This is a genomic window from Eubacterium sp. AF22-8LB (assembly GCF_003458715.1).
Lineage (GTDB): Bacteria > Bacillota_I > Bacilli_A > Erysipelotrichales > Erysipelotrichaceae > Holdemanella.
Window position 1 is genome coordinate 1 of record NZ_QRVI01000023.1, and the last position, 19,828, is coordinate 19,828.

18 protein-coding genes and 2 riboswitches are annotated in these 19,828 nt (G+C 33.1%); of the genes, 10 read left to right on the forward strand and 8 right to left on the reverse strand.

Annotated features, from left to right (window positions below; genetic code table 11):
- The first annotated feature begins 260 nt into the window (after positions 1 to 260).
- Positions 261 to 1,223 (forward strand): 6-phosphofructokinase, encoded by a 963-nt coding sequence (pfkA, locus tag DWY01_RS08780; protein ID WP_003864866.1) that lies wholly within the window; start codon positions 261 to 263, stop codon positions 1,221 to 1,223.
- Between the two features lie 26 nt (positions 1,224 to 1,249).
- The gene (gene pyk / locus DWY01_RS08785; protein WP_117995767.1) at positions 1,250 to 2,662 is read left to right on the forward strand and encodes a pyruvate kinase; all 1,413 of its coding nucleotides are present in this window, start codon (positions 1,250 to 1,252) and stop codon (positions 2,660 to 2,662) included.
- Between the two features lie 50 nt (positions 2,663 to 2,712).
- Here the strand turns inward: pyk and DWY01_RS08790 are convergent, their stop codons facing one another.
- Together DWY01_RS08790 and DWY01_RS08795 are read right to left on the reverse strand one after the other, a co-directional pair.
- A complete protein-coding gene (locus DWY01_RS08790; protein ID WP_117995768.1) occupies positions 2,713 to 5,958 on the reverse strand; it encodes an FtsX-like permease family protein in 3,246 nt (1,081 codons plus the stop codon).
- A gap of 1 nt (position 5,959) precedes the next feature.
- Positions 5,960 to 6,664 (reverse strand): ABC transporter ATP-binding protein, encoded by a 705-nt coding sequence (locus tag DWY01_RS08795; RefSeq protein WP_117995769.1) that lies wholly within the window; start codon positions 6,662 to 6,664, stop codon positions 5,960 to 5,962.
- A gap of 91 nt (positions 6,665 to 6,755) precedes the next feature.
- Between DWY01_RS08795 and DWY01_RS08800 the strand changes: the two genes are divergently transcribed.
- Complete coding sequence (locus tag DWY01_RS08800) at positions 6,756 to 7,616, forward strand: DegV family protein (protein ID WP_117995770.1); 861 nt, start codon at positions 6,756 to 6,758, stop codon at positions 7,614 to 7,616.
- A gap of 2 nt (positions 7,617 to 7,618) precedes the next feature.
- On the forward strand, positions 7,619 to 8,473 hold the full coding sequence (locus DWY01_RS08805; RefSeq protein ID WP_117995771.1) for a DegV family protein: 855 nt from the start codon (positions 7,619 to 7,621) through the stop codon (positions 8,471 to 8,473).
- 48 nt (positions 8,474 to 8,521) lie between these two features.
- On the opposite strand, the gene DWY01_RS08810 is transcribed toward DWY01_RS08805, so the two are convergent.
- Positions 8,522 to 9,181 carry a uracil-DNA glycosylase gene (locus DWY01_RS08810; protein WP_199519937.1) on the reverse strand — a complete coding sequence of 220 codons (660 nt, stop codon included), beginning with the start codon at positions 9,179 to 9,181 and terminating at the stop codon, positions 8,522 to 8,524.
- A gap of 63 nt (positions 9,182 to 9,244) precedes the next feature.
- On the opposite strand from DWY01_RS08810, the gene DWY01_RS08815 reads away from it, so the two are divergent.
- From DWY01_RS08815 to DWY01_RS08825, 3 genes are read left to right on the forward strand one after another with little or no spacing between them, the layout of a single operon-like run.
- Positions 9,245 to 10,378, forward strand: coding sequence for a folylpolyglutamate synthase/dihydrofolate synthase family protein (locus DWY01_RS08815; protein ID WP_199519938.1), 1,134 nt, complete (start codon positions 9,245 to 9,247; stop codon positions 10,376 to 10,378).
- Between the two features lie 51 nt (positions 10,379 to 10,429).
- On the forward strand, positions 10,430 to 10,861 hold the full coding sequence (locus tag DWY01_RS08820; RefSeq protein WP_117995773.1) for a MarR family winged helix-turn-helix transcriptional regulator: 432 nt from the start codon (positions 10,430 to 10,432) through the stop codon (positions 10,859 to 10,861).
- Between the two features lie 58 nt (positions 10,862 to 10,919).
- Positions 10,920 to 11,537, forward strand: a complete 618-nt coding sequence (locus DWY01_RS08825; RefSeq protein ID WP_117995774.1) for a flavin reductase — start codon at positions 10,920 to 10,922, stop codon at positions 11,535 to 11,537.
- A gap of 14 nt (positions 11,538 to 11,551) precedes the next feature.
- Here the strand turns inward: DWY01_RS08825 and DWY01_RS08830 are convergent, their stop codons facing one another.
- Positions 11,552 to 12,103 (reverse strand): folate family ECF transporter S component, encoded by a 552-nt coding sequence (locus DWY01_RS08830; protein WP_117995775.1) that lies wholly within the window; start codon positions 12,101 to 12,103, stop codon positions 11,552 to 11,554.
- A gap of 68 nt (positions 12,104 to 12,171) precedes the next feature.
- Positions 12,172 to 12,269: riboswitch (THF riboswitch) on the reverse strand.
- Between the two features lie 54 nt (positions 12,270 to 12,323).
- The gene (locus tag DWY01_RS08835; protein WP_117995795.1) at positions 12,324 to 14,030 is read right to left on the reverse strand and encodes an ABC transporter substrate-binding protein; all 1,707 of its coding nucleotides are present in this window, start codon (positions 14,028 to 14,030) and stop codon (positions 12,324 to 12,326) included.
- Positions 14,031 to 14,284: 254 nt separating this feature from the next.
- Between DWY01_RS08835 and pta the strand changes: the two genes are divergently transcribed.
- Positions 14,285 to 15,256 (forward strand): phosphate acetyltransferase, encoded by a 972-nt coding sequence (pta, locus tag DWY01_RS08840; protein ID WP_217292327.1) that lies wholly within the window; start codon positions 14,285 to 14,287, stop codon positions 15,254 to 15,256.
- 85 nt (positions 15,257 to 15,341) lie between these two features.
- Here pta and mgtE read toward each other — a convergent pair whose 3' ends face one another.
- Together mgtE and DWY01_RS08850 are read right to left on the reverse strand one after the other, a co-directional pair.
- Complete coding sequence (mgtE, locus tag DWY01_RS08845) at positions 15,342 to 16,682, reverse strand: magnesium transporter (RefSeq protein ID WP_371412826.1); 1,341 nt, start codon at positions 16,680 to 16,682, stop codon at positions 15,342 to 15,344.
- A gap of 118 nt (positions 16,683 to 16,800) precedes the next feature.
- A riboswitch (M-box (ykoK) riboswitch) is annotated at positions 16,801 to 16,967 on the reverse strand.
- Between the two features lie 69 nt (positions 16,968 to 17,036).
- Positions 17,037 to 17,936, reverse strand: a complete 900-nt coding sequence (locus DWY01_RS08850) for a LysR family transcriptional regulator (RefSeq protein WP_117995776.1) — start codon at positions 17,934 to 17,936, stop codon at positions 17,037 to 17,039.
- 91 nt (positions 17,937 to 18,027) lie between these two features.
- On the opposite strand from DWY01_RS08850, the gene DWY01_RS08855 reads away from it, so the two are divergent.
- A complete protein-coding gene (locus DWY01_RS08855; protein WP_117995777.1) occupies positions 18,028 to 18,714 on the forward strand; it encodes an AzlC family ABC transporter permease in 687 nt (228 codons plus the stop codon).
- Positions 18,707 to 19,009 (forward strand): AzlD domain-containing protein, encoded by a 303-nt coding sequence (locus DWY01_RS08860; RefSeq protein ID WP_117995778.1) that lies wholly within the window; start codon positions 18,707 to 18,709, stop codon positions 19,007 to 19,009. The genes DWY01_RS08855 and DWY01_RS08860 overlap by 8 nt, the downstream gene beginning before the upstream one ends.
- Positions 19,010 to 19,031: 22 nt before the next feature.
- Here DWY01_RS08860 and DWY01_RS08865 read toward each other — a convergent pair whose 3' ends face one another.
- The gene (locus tag DWY01_RS08865; RefSeq protein ID WP_117995779.1) at positions 19,032 to 19,796 is read right to left on the reverse strand and encodes a bifunctional 2-polyprenyl-6-hydroxyphenol methylase/3-demethylubiquinol 3-O-methyltransferase UbiG; all 765 of its coding nucleotides are present in this window, start codon (positions 19,794 to 19,796) and stop codon (positions 19,032 to 19,034) included.
- Between the last annotated feature and the right edge of the window lie 32 nt (positions 19,797 to 19,828).

Sequence of the window (19,828 nt, forward strand, 5' to 3'; positions counted from 1 at the left end):
AATAGTTGGGCTTGCCCCTGCGAAGATAGCTAGCTGCCGGGTCCTTTTTTTTGCCTTTTTCTTGCATAAATAAGTAGATGCATCTTAAAATAACAGTACATGATTTTAGCAATTGTTAACAAAATGTCAAATATTTCACAAATGTTAATAAAGTTATTATTCTTTTTTACCTAAAAGCGTTTTCAGGTGAATTTTCCCTTTTTTAAACATTCGTTATGTGGTATATTTATGATGAATAATGAGTCTATGGAGGACATATTATGGTTAAAAGAATTGGTATTTTGACTTCTGGTGGTGATTCACCGGGAATGAATGCTGCAATACGCGCGGTAACACGCGTTGGATTAAATAGTGGCCTAGAAGTATTTGGTATTTACAATGGTTATAAAGGAATGGTAGAAGGATATATTGAACCATTAACTCGTGAAACTGTTGGAGATATTGTAAATAGAGGCGGTACTATTTTAGGATCAGCCCGTTTACCTGAGTTCAAAGACATCGAAGTCAGAAAAAAAGCAATTGCTCAATTAAAGAAAAGAGGCATTGAAGCCGTTGTCGTTATCGGTGGAGATGGTTCATATCGTGGTGCATTATCTTTAACTGAAATGGGAATTAACTGTATCGGATTACCTGGTACTATCGATAACGATATTACTTGTACTGATTATACAATTGGATTCCAAACAGCTTTAGAAACTGTTGTTGAATGTGTCGATAAATTAAGAGATACATCGAATTCACATCACCGTTGTTCTATTGTTGAAGTTATGGGAAATCGTTGTGGAGACCTAGCATTATGGTCAGGTATTGCCTGTGGAGCAGAAATTGTAGTAACAAGTGATACTGGATTTGATGAACAAGATGTTTTAGATCGTCTAAGAGATATCGATATTATCAAAAAGAAAAAGCATGCAATCGTAGTAATTAGTGAAAAGATCACTGATGTCGATCAATTTGCAAAGAAAGTAAGTTTGAATACAGGTTTTTCAGGTAGAGCTACTGTCTTAGGCCATATTCAACGTGGAGGATCTCCATGTCCATTTGATCGTTTGTTAGCATCACAAATGGGCGAAAAAGCCGTAGATTTATTGATGCAAGGCATTGGCGGACAATGTATCTCAATTAGAGACAATAAAATTATTTCGTATCCAATTGAAGAAGCATTAAGCATGCCACAAGAATCTCGTAAACCACTAATGAACTTATTTGATCGTTTGGTTTAGGATAAATTAAAAGGAAGGACAAAAAAATGAGCAAAAAAACAAAAATTATTTGTACTATTGGTCCAGCTAGTGAAAGTAAAGAAGTTTTAACAAAACTTGTTGAAGCTGGAATGAACATTGCACGTTTGAATTTCTCTCATGGAGACTATGAAGAACATGCAGAACGTGTTAAACGTATTCGTGAAGTTAGTAAAGAAACAGGAAAACCTATCGGAATTTTATTAGATACTAAAGGTCCAGAAATTCGTTTAGGTGATTTTGAAAACGGTGGATGTGAATTTGCTGAAGGTGATGAAATTGATTTAGTTAAAGAAGAAGTTTTAGGAAACCACGAAAGATTCACATTACGTTGTCCAGAAGTATTCAATGACGTACAAGTTGGTGACTACATTTTAATGGATGATGGTAAAATGAAAGTTACTTTTACAGAAGTAACTCCTGATCGTATCCATGGTGTAGTAAATAACCCACATTTCTTAAAGAGCCGTAAGGGATGTAACTTGCCAGGCATTAAATTAAGTATGCCATTTATTTCTGAAAAAGATGAATCAGACATTCGTTTTGGATGTAAAATGGATGTTGACTATATTGCAGCAAGTTTTACACGTCGTAAAGATGATGTTTTAGCAATTCGTCAAATTTTAATTGATGAAAATAAAGATATGATTCAAATCTTCCCTAAAATTGAAAACCAGGAAGGTTTTGATAACATCCGCGAAATCTTAGATGTTGCAGATGGAGTAATGGTTGCTCGTGGAGATTTAGGTGTAGACGTAAGTTTAGAATTAGTACCTATTTATCAAAAACGCATGATTGCTGTTGCAAACGAAGTTGGTAAACCAGCTATCACTGCAACACACATGTTAGAATCTATGCAAGAAAATCCTCGTCCAACACGTGCAGAAGCAAGTGACGTAGCTAACGCTATTATGGATGGAACAGATTGTATCATGTTATCTGGTGAATCAGCTGCAGGTCATTACCCAGTTGAATGTGTTCAAACAATGACTAAGATTGCGAACGCTATTGAACCAATGATTCCTTATAAAGATCGTTTAAAAGCAAATGTTAAATCAAGCAAACGCACTCTAAATGATGCCATTGGTATTTCAGTAGCTGATACTGCATTGGCAATTGATATTAAATGTATTATTGCATTTACACAAAGTGGAAATACAGTTCGCCGTTTAGCTAAATTCCGTCCATGTGCTCCTATTTTAGGTATTACATTTGACGAAGTTACGCAACGCAGCTTATTACCAGTTAATGGTGTAACTCCAGTCGTTTCAAATATTCAAAATACTAAAGAAAATGACATTGATTTAGCTCGTAATTTAGCATTACAAGCTGGATTCAAAACAGGAGATCACATCATTGTTGTTGCTGGATATCCGGTAGGATCAGGTAACACAAATATGATGCGTATTGCACAAATCTAGTTAACATTGCCCTCATTTTGAGGGCTTTTTCTATTAAAAAAAGCTGTGGGTTATTCCACAGCTTTTAATGATTCAACCATTTGAATGTTATTTAGTTTTTTATGCATACACAAATTGATAATTGCATTGAAACCAATCGTCATTACAAAACTAATTACATAAGATATTGAATTGATTGTTCTACCAAACATAATATCATCCATCTCGGCCAAGTTCATTATCAAGTGATGTAATCCAATACCGATACCTAAGCCAATCAATGAACCTAAAATAGTTAATAGAGTTGTTTCTCTATTGATATATGCATCTACTTCTTTTCTAGTAAATCCAAGTACTTTAATCGTAGCAATTTCACGTTTTCTTTCGGAAATATTAACATTGCTAAGATTGTATAAAACAACAAATGCAAGGCATGCGGCAGAAATAACAAGAACAACAACGATGTATGATATACTGCTAATCATATCTTTGAAGTTTTTTTGTAGAGATGAATAGAAAGTAACGCTTTGAACACCATCAATATTCATAATTTTATTTCCCAGATTACGTTCAAACTTTTTGGTTGTTTTTTTGGATTTGATTAAGTAAATATGCGATGTCTTTGCTTGAGTATTCCAACTTTTATATAAAGTTTTACTAGCATATATGTGATGTTCAACATAGTTAGTGAATACACCTTTGATTCTTGCTTTTATGATTTTCTCGTTGGAATCTTTGAATTTGATTGTGTCCCCAGCTTTTTTATTTAATTTTGTAGCCATTTTTTGAGATATCAATACAGATGAATCATCAAGATCAAACTCTTTATTACCATTGAATAAAGTACAGAAATCTTTAAATTTATCATCATTTGAAATGATATGGACTGTAGTAGAAATATCTTTGTTGTCAATTTTAGTGGTAACAGCAAGATGATCTTCTTCATATACATCCTTAATACCTTTTAAAGACTTTATCTGAGGCGTAATTTTACTTGATTTAGCTGAAATCGTTGCATCATAATGATAAATGACATTATATTGTTGATTTACAATATCTGAAATACTATCATTAATTCCAAATCCAGCTACCAATAAGGCAGAACATCCTGCAATACCGATAATTGTCATGAAAAATCTCTTTTTATATCGGAAAATATTTCTTGCGGTTACCTTTTGCAAGAAGGATAATCGTTTCCATATAAATGGGATTTTTTCTAGAAGAATCTTCTTACCGGCTTTTGCAGCTTTTGGACGCATCAATTGACTAGGCATTTCAATTAATTCACTATAAATAGAATATAGCGTAGCTAGTAAAGTAATACCAGTTACCGATCCGCTTGCTAATAATATGAGTCCAGGCTGAAACAAGAACTGAATCTTGTCAATATTGTATAGTGTATTCCAGGCATTAAAAATTACAGTCGGGAATAAATACATTCCTATAGAACAGCCTAGAATTGAACCAAGTATACTAGCAAATAATGCATAAATAATATATTTAGCAGCAATTTGCATTTTTGAATAGCCAAGTGCTTTTAGGGTTCCCATTTCATTACGTTGCTCATCTACCATTCTTGTCATAGTTGTCATACAAACTAAAGCAGCTACTAAAAAGAAAAATACAGGGAATACTTTTGCGATACCATCCATACGATCAGCACAAGCTCCGTAGTCGCGATAAGAATAATGTGAATCTCTATCTAAAACAATCCATTCTCCATTCATTTTATCAATTTCAAGTTGTGCATCATTTAATTCTTTTAATGCATCTTGTTTTTGTATATTGAATTCTGCTTTTGATAAAGTTAATTTTTCAATATTTTGATTCAATTCGTTCTTTGCATTTTGGATTTGTGACAAACCATTTTCATATTGAACTTGTCCATTAGTCAATGTTGAATAAGCATTGTTTAATTCGCTTTGTGCATTTAATAATTGATTTAATTGCGATTGAAGTTCAGTTTTTTTATCGATACCTTCCTGAATTTGATCAATGCCGGATTGAATGGCAGATAAATTCGAATTTAGATTATTTAGTTCTTCATTACATGTATGAATACCATATTCAACTTTTTGTAATTCACCAATCAAATAATCTTTAGCTTCTGTACATTCTTTAACTTTATCCTCATAACCAGGAATGTCTTTAATTAAGTTAAGTTGATTATCAATCTCATTAATTTTATTTTGAATTTGAACCAGGTTTGTATTTAGTTCTTCAATTTTTATATTTATCTGTTTGATACCTTCTAATACTTGTTCTTTTTGACTCAGTAATTCAGGAAGTTCTTGTTCACCTTTTTCAATTTGAGCTATTGCACTTTGTAAAGTTGGAATGTTATCTAATACTTTGATGTTTTGATAATACTCATTCCATCCTTGATCAATTTGATTTTTAGAATTTTGTAACTTTAATTCATTACTTTGAATTTCAGCTAGTCCAGAATTGATTTTGTTTTGTGCATCATTTAATGTGTTTTCTACATCTGTGAATTTATTTTTTGCTTCTCGTTTTTTCTCATCTAAATCAGACTGATAAGATTGAATACGTGCATTTATTTGTTTATTTGCAATTTTTTTGATTTTCTTTAAGACAGGATTCACAACATCGAAATATTCATCACTATAGCAATCCAATTCTTTAGCGCCTTTAACACAAACATCAACTTCTGTATAATAATCCTTTATTACGTTTGAATTTTGTATATATATAAAGGAGTTTACAGTTCCTGAACCAATATTACTTGATCCTTTTTCATAAGATAAATAATTTGGATTGTAGCAAGTCCCAACAATTTTATATTTTGTGTTTTTTAATGTTTTAGATAAAGCTTCATCTGTGCCACTTTTTAATTTGATTGTATCACCAATGTGGAACGTACCATATAGTTTATTTGTAGCTGAACTAGCCTCAACTAAACACTCGTTTTCTCTTTTGGGCATTCGCCCTTCAACTACACGAATTTTATTCATCTTTTGATCAATTTCATAAGAAAGGACTTTAATAACCATTTGTGTAGAATCAATCTGAGACAATGTGTCTATCGCAAATGTAGGTTGTACAGATTTGACTCCTTTAATTTTTTTTATGGCATTTACATCTTTCTTGGTAAGCCCCAAAGTAGAATAGATTTGTATATCTTGCACATTGTATTTATCAAAATAAGTATCAGCACTGTTTTTCATATCCGGAGCACTCGCTTTGATGCCGGCAAAGAAGGCTACGCCAATTGCGACGATACAAAGGATAGAGAGAAAACGACCTAGGGAGATTTTAATTTCACGGAAAATATCCTTTAAATAAGAAGAAGGCATATTAATACTCTATGTCATTGACATCCATTGGATGCTCATTCCATGTGATACTTTCAATTTTTCCACTACGAACCTTAATTACCTTATCTCCCATTGGCGTTAAAGCTAAGTTATGAGTAATGACAATTACAGTTTTATTTTGTGTTCTACACGTATCTTGTAAAACCTTAAGAACCTGCTTACCCGTTTGATAATCTAAAGCACCGGTAGGTTCGTCACAAAGTAAAAGCTTAGGGTTTTTAGCCAAAGCTCTCGCGATTGCGACACGCTGCTGTTCACCACCAGAAAGTTGACTAGGAAAGTTGAACATTCTATCTTTTAGTCCAACTAATTCTATAGTTTCATCTATGTCAAGTGGTTTCTTACAAATTTGCGTTGCAAGTTCAACATTTTCTCTAAGTGTTAAATTTTGAACAAGATTATAAAACTGGAAAACAAATCCTACATCATATCTTCGATACAATGTCATATCCTTTTCTTTATAAGAACTAATTTCACGTCCATCTACGACGATTCTTCCTTCACTGACAGTATCCATTCCACCTAATAGATTTAGGATAGTACTTTTACCAGCACCACTGGCTCCTGCGATAATCACAAACTCCCCTTGTTGTATTTCAAAACTCACATCATCTAATGCATGTATATCGATTTCGCCCATATGATAAGTCTTTTTTACATTTTCAAAAGAAATGAAAGCGCTCATACAAATCACCTCAATCTAATTATATCAGAGATTTGAGAAAATTAATATTTCGTGTTAGGATTAGGATGATTTTAGAAAAAGGAGGGTTTTAATGAAGGTTCGTGTACTAACAGAAAGTGGTTGTGGATTAACCAAACAAGAAGCAAATGATTTAGGAATTGATTTTTTACCTTTACAGGTTCAAATAGAAGATAAAACATATTTAGATGGGGTGGATTTAACCGTACAAGAATTAAATTCATTTTTAGAAAGAGGCTTTATACCTCAAACAAGTATGCCACCATTAGGTGATATTGAGGCATTATTAGAATCATATAAAAATGATGGTATAACAGATGTTATTTTGATAACACTATCAAATGGATTGTCAGGAACAAACCAAGCTATTCAAGCCTCAGGGAAATGGCATGGTGTTAAAATCCATACATTAGATATATATACTACTTTAGGTGTGGAAAAGTACTTGGTTTTATCCGCACAAAAATTAGTTGAACAAGAAGTACATCCTGAAGAAATTATTTCACGTTTAAAAGAAAGTGTTGACCATTCAAGAGGATTCTTGATTCCAGAAGATTTAGATCATTTAGCCAAGGGTGGTAGATTAACTCCGATGGCAGCTAAACTTGCGGGTATGTTAAAAATTAAACCAATTTTGGAAGTATCTAAAAATACTGAAGGTAAGGTAGATGTTTTTGATAAAGTTAGAACTATGTCAAAAGCTATAAAAAAAGCTGTTAAAATTATTTCAAAAGATGCGAATGCACAAGACTATGAATTTTATATACTAAATGGAGATAATCCAGAAGGAACACAAATTGCGATTGATGAGCTGCACGATGTGTTTGGAGAAGATATTCAAATTCATACAGATCCAATGTATGCGGTAATTGCGGTTCATACAGGATTAGGTTCAGTAGGAATTCAATTTGTGAAAAAAGTTAAGGGGGCCTAGCTATGAAGATTGCATTTGTAACGGATACCGGAACAGGCCAGCATCCAGATTATTGGAAAGAAAAAGGCATTTATTGTTTACCTTTACAAATTACATGCGATGGTGAATCAAAAGATGAATATACAGAAATTACATATTCAGAAGTGATTCAAAAATTACATGAGAAAAAAGTGTTGAAAACATCATTACCTAGTTTAGGTAAGATTCAAGATTGCTTTGAAAAATTAAAAAACGAAGGATATGACACAATTTTTGCGGTTCCCATCTGTCGAGGATTATCTGGAACATTAGATTCAATGGAAATGATTGCGAATCAATTAGAAATGAAGTTTGTAGGTGTTGATTGTTATTGTACGGCTGTTGAACAAGGATGTATGATTGAGACGGCAAAAAAAATGTATGAAGCGAGTGCTTCATTGGATGAAATCATTAAAAAACTACAAAGCATTGCGGATAGTTGCGAAACTGTATTGTTGTGTGATGATTTAGACCATATGAAACGTGGGGGAAGATTAACTCCTATGGCTGCGGCATTAGGTGGTTTATTGAAAATTAAACCTATTTTGCATATTGGTAAAAGTACAAACGGGAAAGTCGATGTATTAGATAAAGTACGTACAATGACACGAGCACAGGATCGAGTTATTAAACATTTAAAGGAATTGAATGTGGATTCTAATTATACATTTATTGTTGCACATGTAGATGCATTAGAGGCTGCAAAAGAATATGCGCAAAAGATTGAAAGTCAAATTGAAGGCGCTAAAGTAAAAGTCATTGATTTAGTCAGTGCTGTAGGAATTCATACAGGACTTGGATGTTTAGCTTTACAAGTATTTAATGAGATGAAAGACTAGAAGTATCAAATGATGCTTCTTTTTCTTTTGGCCTATAAGAAAAAACGCCTATATCCATTGAATAGGCGTTTCATTGTTTTTAATTAGATATTCATTTGCAAGCTTAAAATGATTATTTCCAAAGAAACCACGATAAGCACTTAAAGGACTTGGATGCGGGCTTGTAAGAATTAAATGCTTAGGATTTGTCAGCAATTTCTTAGATTGAATAGCTTTGGATCCCCATAATAAGAATACAACAGGACCATCTTTTTTGTTGATCCAGCGCAAAGCTTCATTTGTGAAATTCTGCCATCCTTTATCTTGATGAGACAAAGGTTTGTGCTCTTCAACTGTAAGAATGGTATTCATTAATAGTACACCTTGTTTAGCCCAGTCGGTCAAATCGCCTGTACGATGAACAGGTGTTTGATATTCGTTTTCTAGTTCTTTATACATGTTTTGTAAAGATGGAGGCAATGGAAAATTGCTGGGAACACTAAAAGAGTAACCTTGAGCTTGTCCTGGACCATGATATGGGTCTTGTCCAAGAATAACAACCTTAGTATCTTTTAAAGAAGTTGTCTTAAAGGCAGCGAAAATATTTTCTTTTGCAGGATAAATATTTTTTGTTTTATATTCCCCAGCTAAAAAATAGCGTAAATTTAGTAAATAATCTTTTTGTATTTCTTGATCAAACAATTGATCCCAGTCATTATGCATAATCATATGATTCACTTCTTTCTTTAGTGATATAATAATACCATGAATGTACAAGAGAAAATTAATAAAATGGAAAATTGTCGTGGAAAAAACCATGACCTATTAGAATTCAGACAGTGGTTAACAGAAGCGTTGCCAAGTCACATAGCTTTAAAAAAGATTCAGGTAGCTGGTACAAATGGAAAGGGCAGCACCTCAATTTGGTTAAGAGATTTGTTGATGAAAAAAGGATATAAAGTAGGTGTTTTTACATCTCCGCATTTGATTCATCATACAGAAAGAATACGCGTGAATGATACATGTATTTCTTTAGAAGATTGGGAAAGAATCTATGATCAATATGAAGAGTTGTTCTTATTACATAAGATGACAATGTTTGAAATGGATTTGTGGATGTCACTTGCCTATTTTATAGAGCAAGAAGTAGATTACTGCATTATTGAAGCAGGGATGGGCGGTCGTTTGGATGCGACAACAGCTTTGGATTATAAAGCCTGCTTAATTACCAATGTAGGCCTTGACCATACGGAATATTTAGGTGATACTTTCGAACAAATCGCTTATGAAAAATCAGGTATATTTAAACCCAATGTTCCTGCATTGACAAAAGAAGATAAACCAGAATGCCAAAAGGTAATGGAACTAGTTGCGGATTATATGAAAACACCATTATGTTTTATTGACTGTCAGGAAACAGATGTATTGAGATGGAATGGAATGACTTTACATTTAAATCCACCATTATATCAAGCTAAAAACTTATCACTTGCACTAGAAACACTGAGTGTACTTGGGATTTGGCTTGAAGAAAAAGAAATTCAAGAAGTAATTAATCATTTCCAATGGGCAGGAAGATTTATGATTCTTAGAAAAGAACCATTAGTATTATTAGATGGAGCACACAATGTACATGGAATTACTGCATTAACACATTCGTTGAAGGGCTTTAATGGGAAAATTTATTTTTCAGTATTAAAAGAAAAGGATGCACCACACATGATTGAACGACTTCAATCCATCAGTAAAGATATTACTTTGGTAGAAATATCAAGTGCACGCTTATATCCACTTAAAAAATTAGGGTATCCTATTATTACAGTAGATGAGTTGATTTCAAGGCTTTTAGATACAAAAGAAGATAGTTTGTTATGTGGCTCTTTATATTATGTAGGAGAAGTATTAGAAAAATGGGGCAATGTTTGACATGCCCCATTTTAGCGCTTACAATAATTTTCATGGAACTGGAGCGATAATATGTTTACAATAGAGGAATTTTTGCGTATATCCAATCAAATGAGGGATTATTACGCCAAAAAGATAAAGGATAGTTTTCAAGAATTTAATTTTTCACCAAATGAAATTTCAATCTTAATTATTTTAAAAAATAATCCATCTATAACAACGAGTACAGAATTAAAAGTCGTATTAGGCGTTTCAAAGACTTTGATTTCTAGAAGCGTTGATTCATTGGAGAACAAGGGACTTATTTGTACTCGCAAAGATGAAAAAGACAGTCGAGTTCATCATTTGCAACTAACAGATGAGTGTAAACCTATTTTAAAAATCATTGATGAAGAGATTGGAAAAATAAATAAAACATTGTTCTATGATGTGTCTGTGGAAGAAATGAAAAATTTAAAGCAGACGATGAATAAATTACAGAAGCGAGTTGAAGAAGGAAAATAGTTATCTAGAATCTAACCAGTGAATTTGCTACAATAATAGTAACAAGGGAGGTGTTCTTATGGATAACACAGTTTTGTATGATCTTTCTTATGGTATGTATGCTGTAGGTGTAAAAGATGGCATGCGCGAATGCGGATGTATTGTGAATACTGTATTTCAGGTTTCCACGATAGGACCGCTAATTGCCTTGAGTATGAACAAAGATAATTATACTTGTTCATTAATTGAAAAAAGTAAATGCTTTTCTTTATCAATCTTGCCTGAAACAATAGATTCACAAGTCATTACAGAGTTAGGCTTTCAGACGGGAAAAGATAAAGATAAGTGGAAAAATTTGAACCATCATTTATATAAAGAATTGCCTGTTGTAGATGGTGCATTGGGGTACATGATGTGTGAAGTACAAAGTTATATGGATGCAGGAACACATTTTGTATTCTTGGCAAAAGTCATTGATGCTAAGAAAGGTGATTTTGGTAAATCAATGACCTATGCGTATTATCATAATGTATTAAAACAGAGTGCTCCTGAAAAAGCACCTACTTATAGAAAAGAAGAAAAGTGGGTATGCAGTGTTTGTGGATATGTATATGATGGGGATGACTTTGAAAGTGAATCAAATGATTATGTATGCCCGGTTTGTGGCGCAAAAAAAGAGATGTTTAAATTGCAGTAAAAAAAGGTGGACCATTAACGGTTCACCTTTGGTTTTAACTGGATACAGCTTTTCATTGCTAAATACAAAATAACAACTTGGAATGGTAATGAAATTAAGTTTTTGACTAGCTTTGGCCCTGCAATCATCAAAAATGGAGTTCCCCACAACATAGATGTAAATAGTGTGTTTAAGAATAGACTAACAACAACATCATATGTAATTCGACATAAGATGACGCGGACCCAAGTAATTTTTTCACAGTTATAGAAATATGCTGAGAAAATGCATGCGCTTGCCATTGTAGAAATCATAAAAATTGGATAATATGCACCCACAGGTTTGACCATGTAATTGACTAAATCTAATAATGGTGCAAGGACTAAGTTTGGAACTGGACCATATAACATGCAGCTGGCAGCTGTCGCAATGGATGCAAAGCCTAGTTTTAACTGGTTTCCTATTTGAATGGATCCAAACAAGTTAAGAATAACGTTTAAGGCAAAGAATAAGGAAACCCCTACAATTACGTGTACGTTTTTAATAGAACGTGCATTTTCTTTTAACATTACAAAGTATTGATTCATATATAAAAAGACCTCCTTTTTTCCATATTGCGATACAAAAAAAGAAAGTCTTTAATTTTTTCGATCACAACAGCGGGATGCAAAATATGTACCGCAAGAATAACTTTTCGTTCCTTAACCAACTCCCCGTGTTAAAGACACTTAACGCACATATTTTTACTCTGTATGTAGTTGAATTATATGTATTAAAAAGAGATCTGTCAACAGATCTCTTTAATTGTTATTCAATTGTAGCTTTGTCTAACGCTTTAACGAAGTCATACAATGCAGCTGTATCTAAGTTTTTGATTTTTTTGTTGTATAGATCATAGTAGCTTAAACCATTGATTGCTACATATGGACATAAAGCAGAAACCTTTTCGTAAACTTCTTTATAAGCAGCAGTACTTGCAGTTTGATCAGTTGTGTGTAATGCAGTATCTAATAATGCATCTAAATCAGGATCTGATAAACGAGCTGTGTTATCTGTTTGACCAGTTTGGCATAATAAGTTGATACCAGTGTCATCACCTGAACCAAACTGCCATCCCATGTAAGATACTTCCCAATCGTTAACGGTATCATCACCTTGAACAGTCGCAACCATTGTGTTGAATTCACTTAAGTTCGTTTTGAAATCAACACCAAGTTCATCACCCCAAGCTTTTTCTAGCATTGGAAGCATAGTATCTAATTGATCTTTACCTTTTGTAGAAACCATACGAACAGTTAATTTTTGTCCATCCTTTTCACGTTTTCCATCGCTTCCGACTTTCCATCCAGCATCATCTAAGATTTGTTTAGCTTTTTCGATGTCATAATCATAGTAAGTCATGTTGTCATCTTTTTCTTTACCAGTAATGATATCACCTAATTGTGATGAAATTGGGTTAGCCATTAATACTGGAACGAAACCAGGTTGAGTTTTCTTAACATCTTTGCTTCCTTTAGAGAATGAGTAGTAGCTATCTACGAATGATTGACGGTCGATCGCATAAGTTAATGCTTGACGTACAGCAGGGTCTGCAGTGACTCCAGCTTCACAGTTGTAAATGAAGTATTGCATTGAGCTTGATGCATAGTTGTTGTAAGTTAAGTTCTTATCTAAACTAGCTGTACCAACTTTGTCGGCATTATCAGCTTGTGGTAATAAATCAACAGTTCCTTTTTGAAGTTCTTGAAGTTCTGTTGAAGTATCACAAATCTTTATTACAACGTTATCAATTTGATATTCTCCATCTTTAGCTTTAAATTTATCATTCTTAACAAATGTGGCAGCTGAATCTTTTTGGAAGTTTTTCAATACATATGGTCCAGTACCAATTGGTTCACTAGCCTTGTCTTCAAACATCTTTGTATCACCTTTTTTGTATTTCTTGAATTGTGAATTAGAGATGATTGGGAATGTACCAACTTGACTGATGGCATCGATTCTTGGTGTTGCCAAGTGGAAAGCAACTGTATAATCATCGATTTTTTCAACACCACTTAGAGTTTTGGCATCTCCATCGTGATATTCTTTATAACCTTCTAAGTAATCAACATATGTTGAGAAACGACCAGTATAGCTTGGATCAGCCATGGCTGTAAATGTCAATACAACATCGTCTGCATCCAATTTAGAACCATCAGAGAATTTCACTCCTTTTTTCAATTTGAATGTTAATGTTGATCCATCCTCACTAATAGTTGGTTGTTCAGTCGCAAGTTCTGGTTGTAATTGATTATCACGATCATAGCTCAACATACTTTGATAAACCATTTCAATAACGTAATCATCATATGTAGTTTGATAATACAATGGAGAGAAAATTCCATTAAAACCTGTGTTTAAACCTACTGTCAACGTTTTACCATTTGCACCAGATGATCCACTAGCACAACCAGTCATCATTGCAGCTGCCATACATACGGCACCGGCCTTTTTTAAATAGTGACTTGTTTTCATAATTTGCACCTATCCCTTCTTGTGATGTCACTAGTGTAAAGCTTTACAAAAAAAAATGCAAGATAAATTTACATTAATTTTCATTTGTATGTAAAATAATTACAATTTGTGCAAAATGTACATACTATATGAACAATATGTTATTTAATGTATACACATTTTATGAATAAACTATGAGAAAAAGTTCACATTGTTTTTGTGGTAAATAAAGCATTTTTGGACTATACTTTGATAGAAAAGAGGTAGTTAAAGTTATGATTATTGATGAATTAGAAAAAAAGGTCCAAGGCAAGGGAGTACGTATCGTATTTACTGAAGGATGGGATCCACGTGTACAAAAGGCAGCTATTGATTTGAAAAACAATGATGTTGTTTGTCCAGTATTATTAGGGACTCCAGAAGAAATTGCTGGTTGTGCACAAAAAAATAGTTTAAATGTTGAAGGAATCGAACAAATCGATCCAAATAATTTCGAACATATGGATGAAATGGTTCGTAAAATGGTTGAGTTACGTCGTGGTAAAATGGACGAAGAAAAAGTTCGTACAGCATTGAAGAGCACAAACTATTTTGGAACTATGTTGGTTCAAATGGGATATGCTGATGGTTTATTAGGTGGTGCTACATATTCTACAGCGGATACTGTACGTCCAGCATTACAATTAGTAAAAGCAGCTCCAGGAAATAAATTAGTTTCTTCTTGCTTCATTTTAATTAAAGAAGAATCTCAATTGATCATGGGTGACTGCTCAATTAACATCAACCCTAACACAGATGATTTAGTAGAAATCACAATGCAAACAGCTAAGTCAGCTCGTCAATTTGGTGTAGAACCAAAAGTTGCATTATTATCATATTCAACAATGGGTAGTGCAAAAGGTGAATGTGTTGCTAAGATGACAGAAGCAAGCGATCGTTTACGTCGTATTGCTGATTTCGATGTTGATGGAGAAATGCAATTTGACTGTGCAGTAAGTGAAGAAGTTGCTAAATTAAAAGCACCTGAATCAAAAGTTGCTGGACATGCAAATACATTTATCTTCCCTAACCTATCAAGTGGAAACATTGGATATAAAATTGCCGCTCGTTTAGGTGGATACGAAGCAGTTGGACCAATCTTACAAGGATTGAATGCACCAATCAATGACTTATCTCGTGGATGTACTTCAGATGAAATCTACAAGATGGCTATTGTAACTGCTGCTCAAAAGGATATGGATATCTAATTTAAATAATTATATTTTCGATAAAAGAATCTCAATTGAGGTTCTTTTTTTCATATCATCAAAAAAAAGAGATGACTTTCATCTCTTAAACTACGATATTAAAAACATGTACTGCAATATTGAAATAAACTAGAATCGAACAGGTATCAACGATTGTTGTGATTAATGGACTAGCCATAATAGCGGGATCTACACCAATCTTATTCGCAAACAATGGAAGAATACATCCAATTAATTTGGCGACAATAACAACAACCATTAATGAAAGAGCAACGACAATTGCGATATTAAAGTTTTGGTATTGAATGAAAATACGTAAACCATTGGCTGCAGCTAAAATTAATCCAACTACAAGGGAAATTCTAAATTCTTTAAACATAACTTTAAAGATTTCTTTAAAATGAATTTCCCCCAAAGCCAAACCACGAATAATCAAGGTTGAACTCTGTGAACCACAGTTTCCACCTGTATCCATCAACATTGGAATAAAGGATACTAGTAATGGTACAGCACTGAAGGCATTCTCATATCGAGTAATAATACTACCTGTGATTGTGGCAGAGAACATTAAGACAAGTAACCATAAGATACGGTGTTTTGCCTGTTGCCAAACAGTCGTTTCAAAATAAGTTTTTTCATTGGGTTCCATGGCAGCCATACGAGAAATATCCTCATTGGTTTCATCTACCATAACATCCATGGCATCATCGAATGTGACAATACCAACTAAACATCCATCACTGTCAAGTACGGGCATCGCAATTAGGTCATATTTTCTAAATAAATGAGCAACCTGTTCCTGATCTGTATGGGTATGTACGGAAATAATGTTGGTATTCATTAAATTTGTGATATTTTCATCATCATCACTGGTCATTAAGCTCTTTGCGGTTACAATTCCAATTAATCGTTTATTTTCAGTGACGTAACAAGTATAGATAGTTTCTTTATGAATACCAATTTCTTTAATATGGTTCATAGCCTGTTTAACAGACATTGTCTTTTTTAATGTGACATATTCAGTTGTCATGATTGAACCAGCACTATCTTCAGGATATTTTAGAAGTTTATTAATTGTCGAACGCTTATTTGAATCTAAGTTTTTCAAAATACGCGTCACTAAGTTTGCAGGTAGATCCTCTAACATATCTACAGTATCATCCATATATAGATCATCTAATAATTCTTTTAGTTCAGTTTCTGAAAACATGTCTACCAGATATGTCTGCATCTTTGAACTCATACATGAGAATACGTCGGCAGCTTTTTCTTTAGAAATCAAGCGGAATGCCAAAGCACATTCTTTCGCATCTAATTCTTCCAAAAAAGCGGCTGTATCCATATCGTTCATATCGGAAAGTATATTCTGTGCAACTTTGTATTTTTTTTCTTGTAGTAATTGAATGAATTCTTCTTTGTTCATCATGATCATGTACCTCTGCTTTCTTTAAATAATTCAAACTATTCCCATCCGGATCCGTACACATACAAGCCTCACCTCCTTATATAAAGAAAACGTCATTGCCTAAACAATGACGTTATTAAACTAAGTATCACCGTTCAAGCTTTAGTATCACAGGGCATATCAATTACATTAAGCCAAGCCTTTGCGACTTAGCCTGCTGACCAACGAGTCGTGTCTCCACAACTTTGCGGCAGTAATCTTAGGAAATCCAAATCCCTGCGGTAACCTCACCTACCGTATTTCTTTATTTACATGAAGAGAATAATATATATATTGAATAGAGTCAACCTAAACAGTGTAAAAAATGTTTTAAATTTAGATAATGTGAAAACTGGTTTTATCTTTAAGTATTTCTGGGGTCCTTTTAAGAATAAAATCTAGAAATGTCTTTCCCGCATAAGAGAGAGTGTCGTAGTTATTATAAGCAATACCGACATGACGAAATAGATTTTCTTGAATGGGAATTAAACACAAATCATCATAATCGCTTAGAGCATTTTGGTACAAAATAGAAATACCTAAATTCTGACGAATCATGGCTAAAATAGTAGAATCATCATATACTTTATGTTTGATTTGTATAGGTAATCCTAATTCTTTACATGTTTGAACAGGTAAAGAATATTCACCTTCATCCAATTGAATAAAAGGATATTTTGTGATTTGTTCCATACTTAAAACTTTATATTTAGCTAACGCATGATTTTGTGGGACAAGCGCAAACATTTCATCATAATACAATTCTTGATAATGAATCTGTTTGATTGCATCAATACAAGTAAATCCCAAATCAAGAGTTCCTTCTATTAATTGTTGTTCAATATTTGTATATTCACTTTGATACAATTCAAATTGTATATTTGGATACATTTCAATAAATTTTTTCATTAAAGAAGGTAAAAGATGTCGAGATACACTTGTGAATGTGCCTATCCTTAATTTGGATTGGTTTAATCCCTTCATTTCTTGCTTCTTAGTACGAAGATTATCTAGATTTGCCTGAACCGATTTTAAATAGGGGAGATACTCAAATCCATCTCTACTTAGAATTACACCACTTTTTTGTCGAATGAATAAAGTGGTTTCTAATTCTTCTTCTAAAGACTTTATTGTTTGAGAAACTGCACTCTGTGAATATCCAAGCTCTTTAGCTGCTTGACTAATTGTTTTTGTTTCTAATACCTTAAAGAATATATCGTACTTTGTTAAAATCATATCTATCACATTTCCTTATAGATGTATTATAAATATTCGTTTTACAAATAACAACACAATTCTTATAATTCATAAAAATGGAAGTGAGATTATGGAATTCAGAAAAGGAATAAAAGATGGCATCCCAGTTGGAATGGGATATTTTGCGGTTTCTTTCTCATTAGGGATCATCGCAAAGAATGTTGGTTTATCACCAATACAAGGCTTTTTAACAAGCCTGTTCATAAATGCATCGGCAGGAGAATATGCTGTATTTTTAATGATTAGTACACATGGTACATTTTTTCAAATGGTCATTATGACTTTGGTGAGTAATGCTAGATATTTCTTAATGAGTTTTGCGCTAAGCCAAAAAATTGAAGAAAAAACGAGTGTATTTCATAGAATGTGTATAGGTTTTGATTTAACAGATGAATTATTTGGGCTGGCCATCAATCATGAAGGGAAAGTAAACCATAATTATATATATGGTACATATTTGGTGGCACTTCCATGCTGGGCATTTGAAACAGCGTTAGGAATAGTTGCTGGAAATAGTCTTCCTACAAAAATTGTAGCCAGTTTAAGTGTTGCGTTATACGGAATGTTTTTAGCAATTATTATTCCTCAGGCAAAAAAAGATCGTGTTGTATGCGTATTAGTTATTATTAGTTTTTTGTTGAGCTACATATGCAAAGATATGCCAATCTCAAGTGGAACAAGAACCATTTTACTAACGATCATTATTTCAGTGGCAGCCGCCATAATTAGACCTAGAAAGGAAGATGAGAATGTCTAATCCAATGATGTATGTAGCTACGATGGCTATTGTTACATATTTAATTCGTGTATTGCCATTAACACTTTTTAATAAACCTTTTACAAATATATATGTGCAATCCTTTTTATATTACGTTCCCTATGTGACTTTGGCAGTGATGACCTTTCCTACTATTTTGTATGAAACGAATACTCAATTAGCTGGATTTGCAGCCCTTATTGTTGGAATTGTTTTGGCATGGAAAGATAAAAGCCTATTTCAAGTGTCGATTGTGTGTTGTTTAGTAGTTTTAGCTGCAGAATGTATAATATGAAAATAATGCCACAAAAGTGACATTATTTTTTTAGTATATCAATTGTATGTGAGCTTGCACCAATCAGTTCTTGTCTTTCACAAGTAGCTAAATGATATTTTATAAATAGCTCAAAAGTTTCATTATCCATCTTATTTAAGATAGGTCGCATATAATCACTAGGGCCATCAGCAGCTATAATCTGAATACGCTTTAAACCAACATCTTCATTCAACTTATTGATTGTATTCAATCGAATATAGCTATATAAATCATCAATATTTGTTTGTGTTTGAAATGTTTCATCAAGTTTTCCAGATTCTAATGATTCTTTAATATGTCCATCTCTAAATCCATGTACAAGAACACTATATTCATTCATAACGTAGGCTATAAAAATAATTCCATTCGTTTTTGTGACACGCTTTGCCTCGGATATCGCCTTCAATTTATCTTCATAACTAAATAAGTGATACATAGGTCCAAATAAAAGAGTGATGTCAAAAGTTTCGTCCTGGTATCGAGATAAATCTAAGGCTGTTCCTTGATATGCCTTAACATTGCTTTTTTTTGCTTTTAAAACACCTAAGTTATATTTAACAAGCTCTATCGCATCAACCTCATATCCTTCATTACTAAGTGCAACGCTATATCTGCCTGTTCCTGCTCCAATATCTAATATACGATCTTTCGGTTTTAGATATTTATGTATGTACTTCATACTTGTTGTATATTCGACTTGACCATGGCGAGACAACAATCTTTTATCTTCACAGAATTTTCCGTAATAATTTTCTAATTTACTCATGTATTATTTCCTCAACTTCTTTAATATAATAA

Coding starts and splice junctions, on each gene's coding strand:
- DWY01_RS08835 (WP_117995795.1), bottom strand. CDS start 14,030: ATGAAAACAAGTCACTATTTAAAAAAGGCCGGTGCCGTATGTATGGCA.
- pyk (WP_117995767.1), top strand. CDS start 1,250: ATGAGCAAAAAAACAAAAATTATTTGTACTATTGGTCCAGCTAGTGAA.
- DWY01_RS08820 (WP_117995773.1), top strand. CDS start 10,430: ATGTTTACAATAGAGGAATTTTTGCGTATATCCAATCAAATGAGGGAT.
- DWY01_RS08790 (WP_117995768.1), bottom strand. CDS start 5,958: ATGCCTTCTTCTTATTTAAAGGATATTTTCCGTGAAATTAAAATCTCC.
- pfkA (WP_003864866.1), top strand. CDS start 261: ATGGTTAAAAGAATTGGTATTTTGACTTCTGGTGGTGATTCACCGGGA.
- DWY01_RS08825 (WP_117995774.1), top strand. CDS start 10,920: ATGGATAACACAGTTTTGTATGATCTTTCTTATGGTATGTATGCTGTA.
- DWY01_RS08860 (WP_117995778.1), top strand. CDS start 18,707: ATGTCTAATCCAATGATGTATGTAGCTACGATGGCTATTGTTACATAT.
- DWY01_RS08865 (WP_117995779.1), bottom strand. CDS start 19,796: ATGAGTAAATTAGAAAATTATTACGGAAAATTCTGTGAAGATAAAAGA.
- DWY01_RS08805 (WP_117995771.1), top strand. CDS start 7,619: ATGAAGATTGCATTTGTAACGGATACCGGAACAGGCCAGCATCCAGAT.
- DWY01_RS08830 (WP_117995775.1), bottom strand. CDS start 12,103: ATGAATCAATACTTTGTAATGTTAAAAGAAAATGCACGTTCTATTAAA.
- DWY01_RS08850 (WP_117995776.1), bottom strand. CDS start 17,936: ATGATTTTAACAAAGTACGATATATTCTTTAAGGTATTAGAAACAAAA.
- DWY01_RS08815 (WP_199519938.1), top strand. CDS start 9,245: ATGGAAAATTGTCGTGGAAAAAACCATGACCTATTAGAATTCAGACAG.
- pta (WP_217292327.1), top strand. CDS start 14,285: ATGATTATTGATGAATTAGAAAAAAAGGTCCAAGGCAAGGGAGTACGT.
- DWY01_RS08800 (WP_117995770.1), top strand. CDS start 6,756: ATGAAGGTTCGTGTACTAACAGAAAGTGGTTGTGGATTAACCAAACAA.
- DWY01_RS08855 (WP_117995777.1), top strand. CDS start 18,028: ATGGAATTCAGAAAAGGAATAAAAGATGGCATCCCAGTTGGAATGGGA.
- DWY01_RS08810 (WP_199519937.1), bottom strand. CDS start 9,181: ATGATTATGCATAATGACTGGGATCAATTGTTTGATCAAGAAATACAA.
- DWY01_RS08795 (WP_117995769.1), bottom strand. CDS start 6,664: ATGAGCGCTTTCATTTCTTTTGAAAATGTAAAAAAGACTTATCATATG.
- mgtE (WP_371412826.1), bottom strand. CDS start 16,682: ATGATGAACAAAGAAGAATTCATTCAATTACTACAAGAAAAAAAATAC.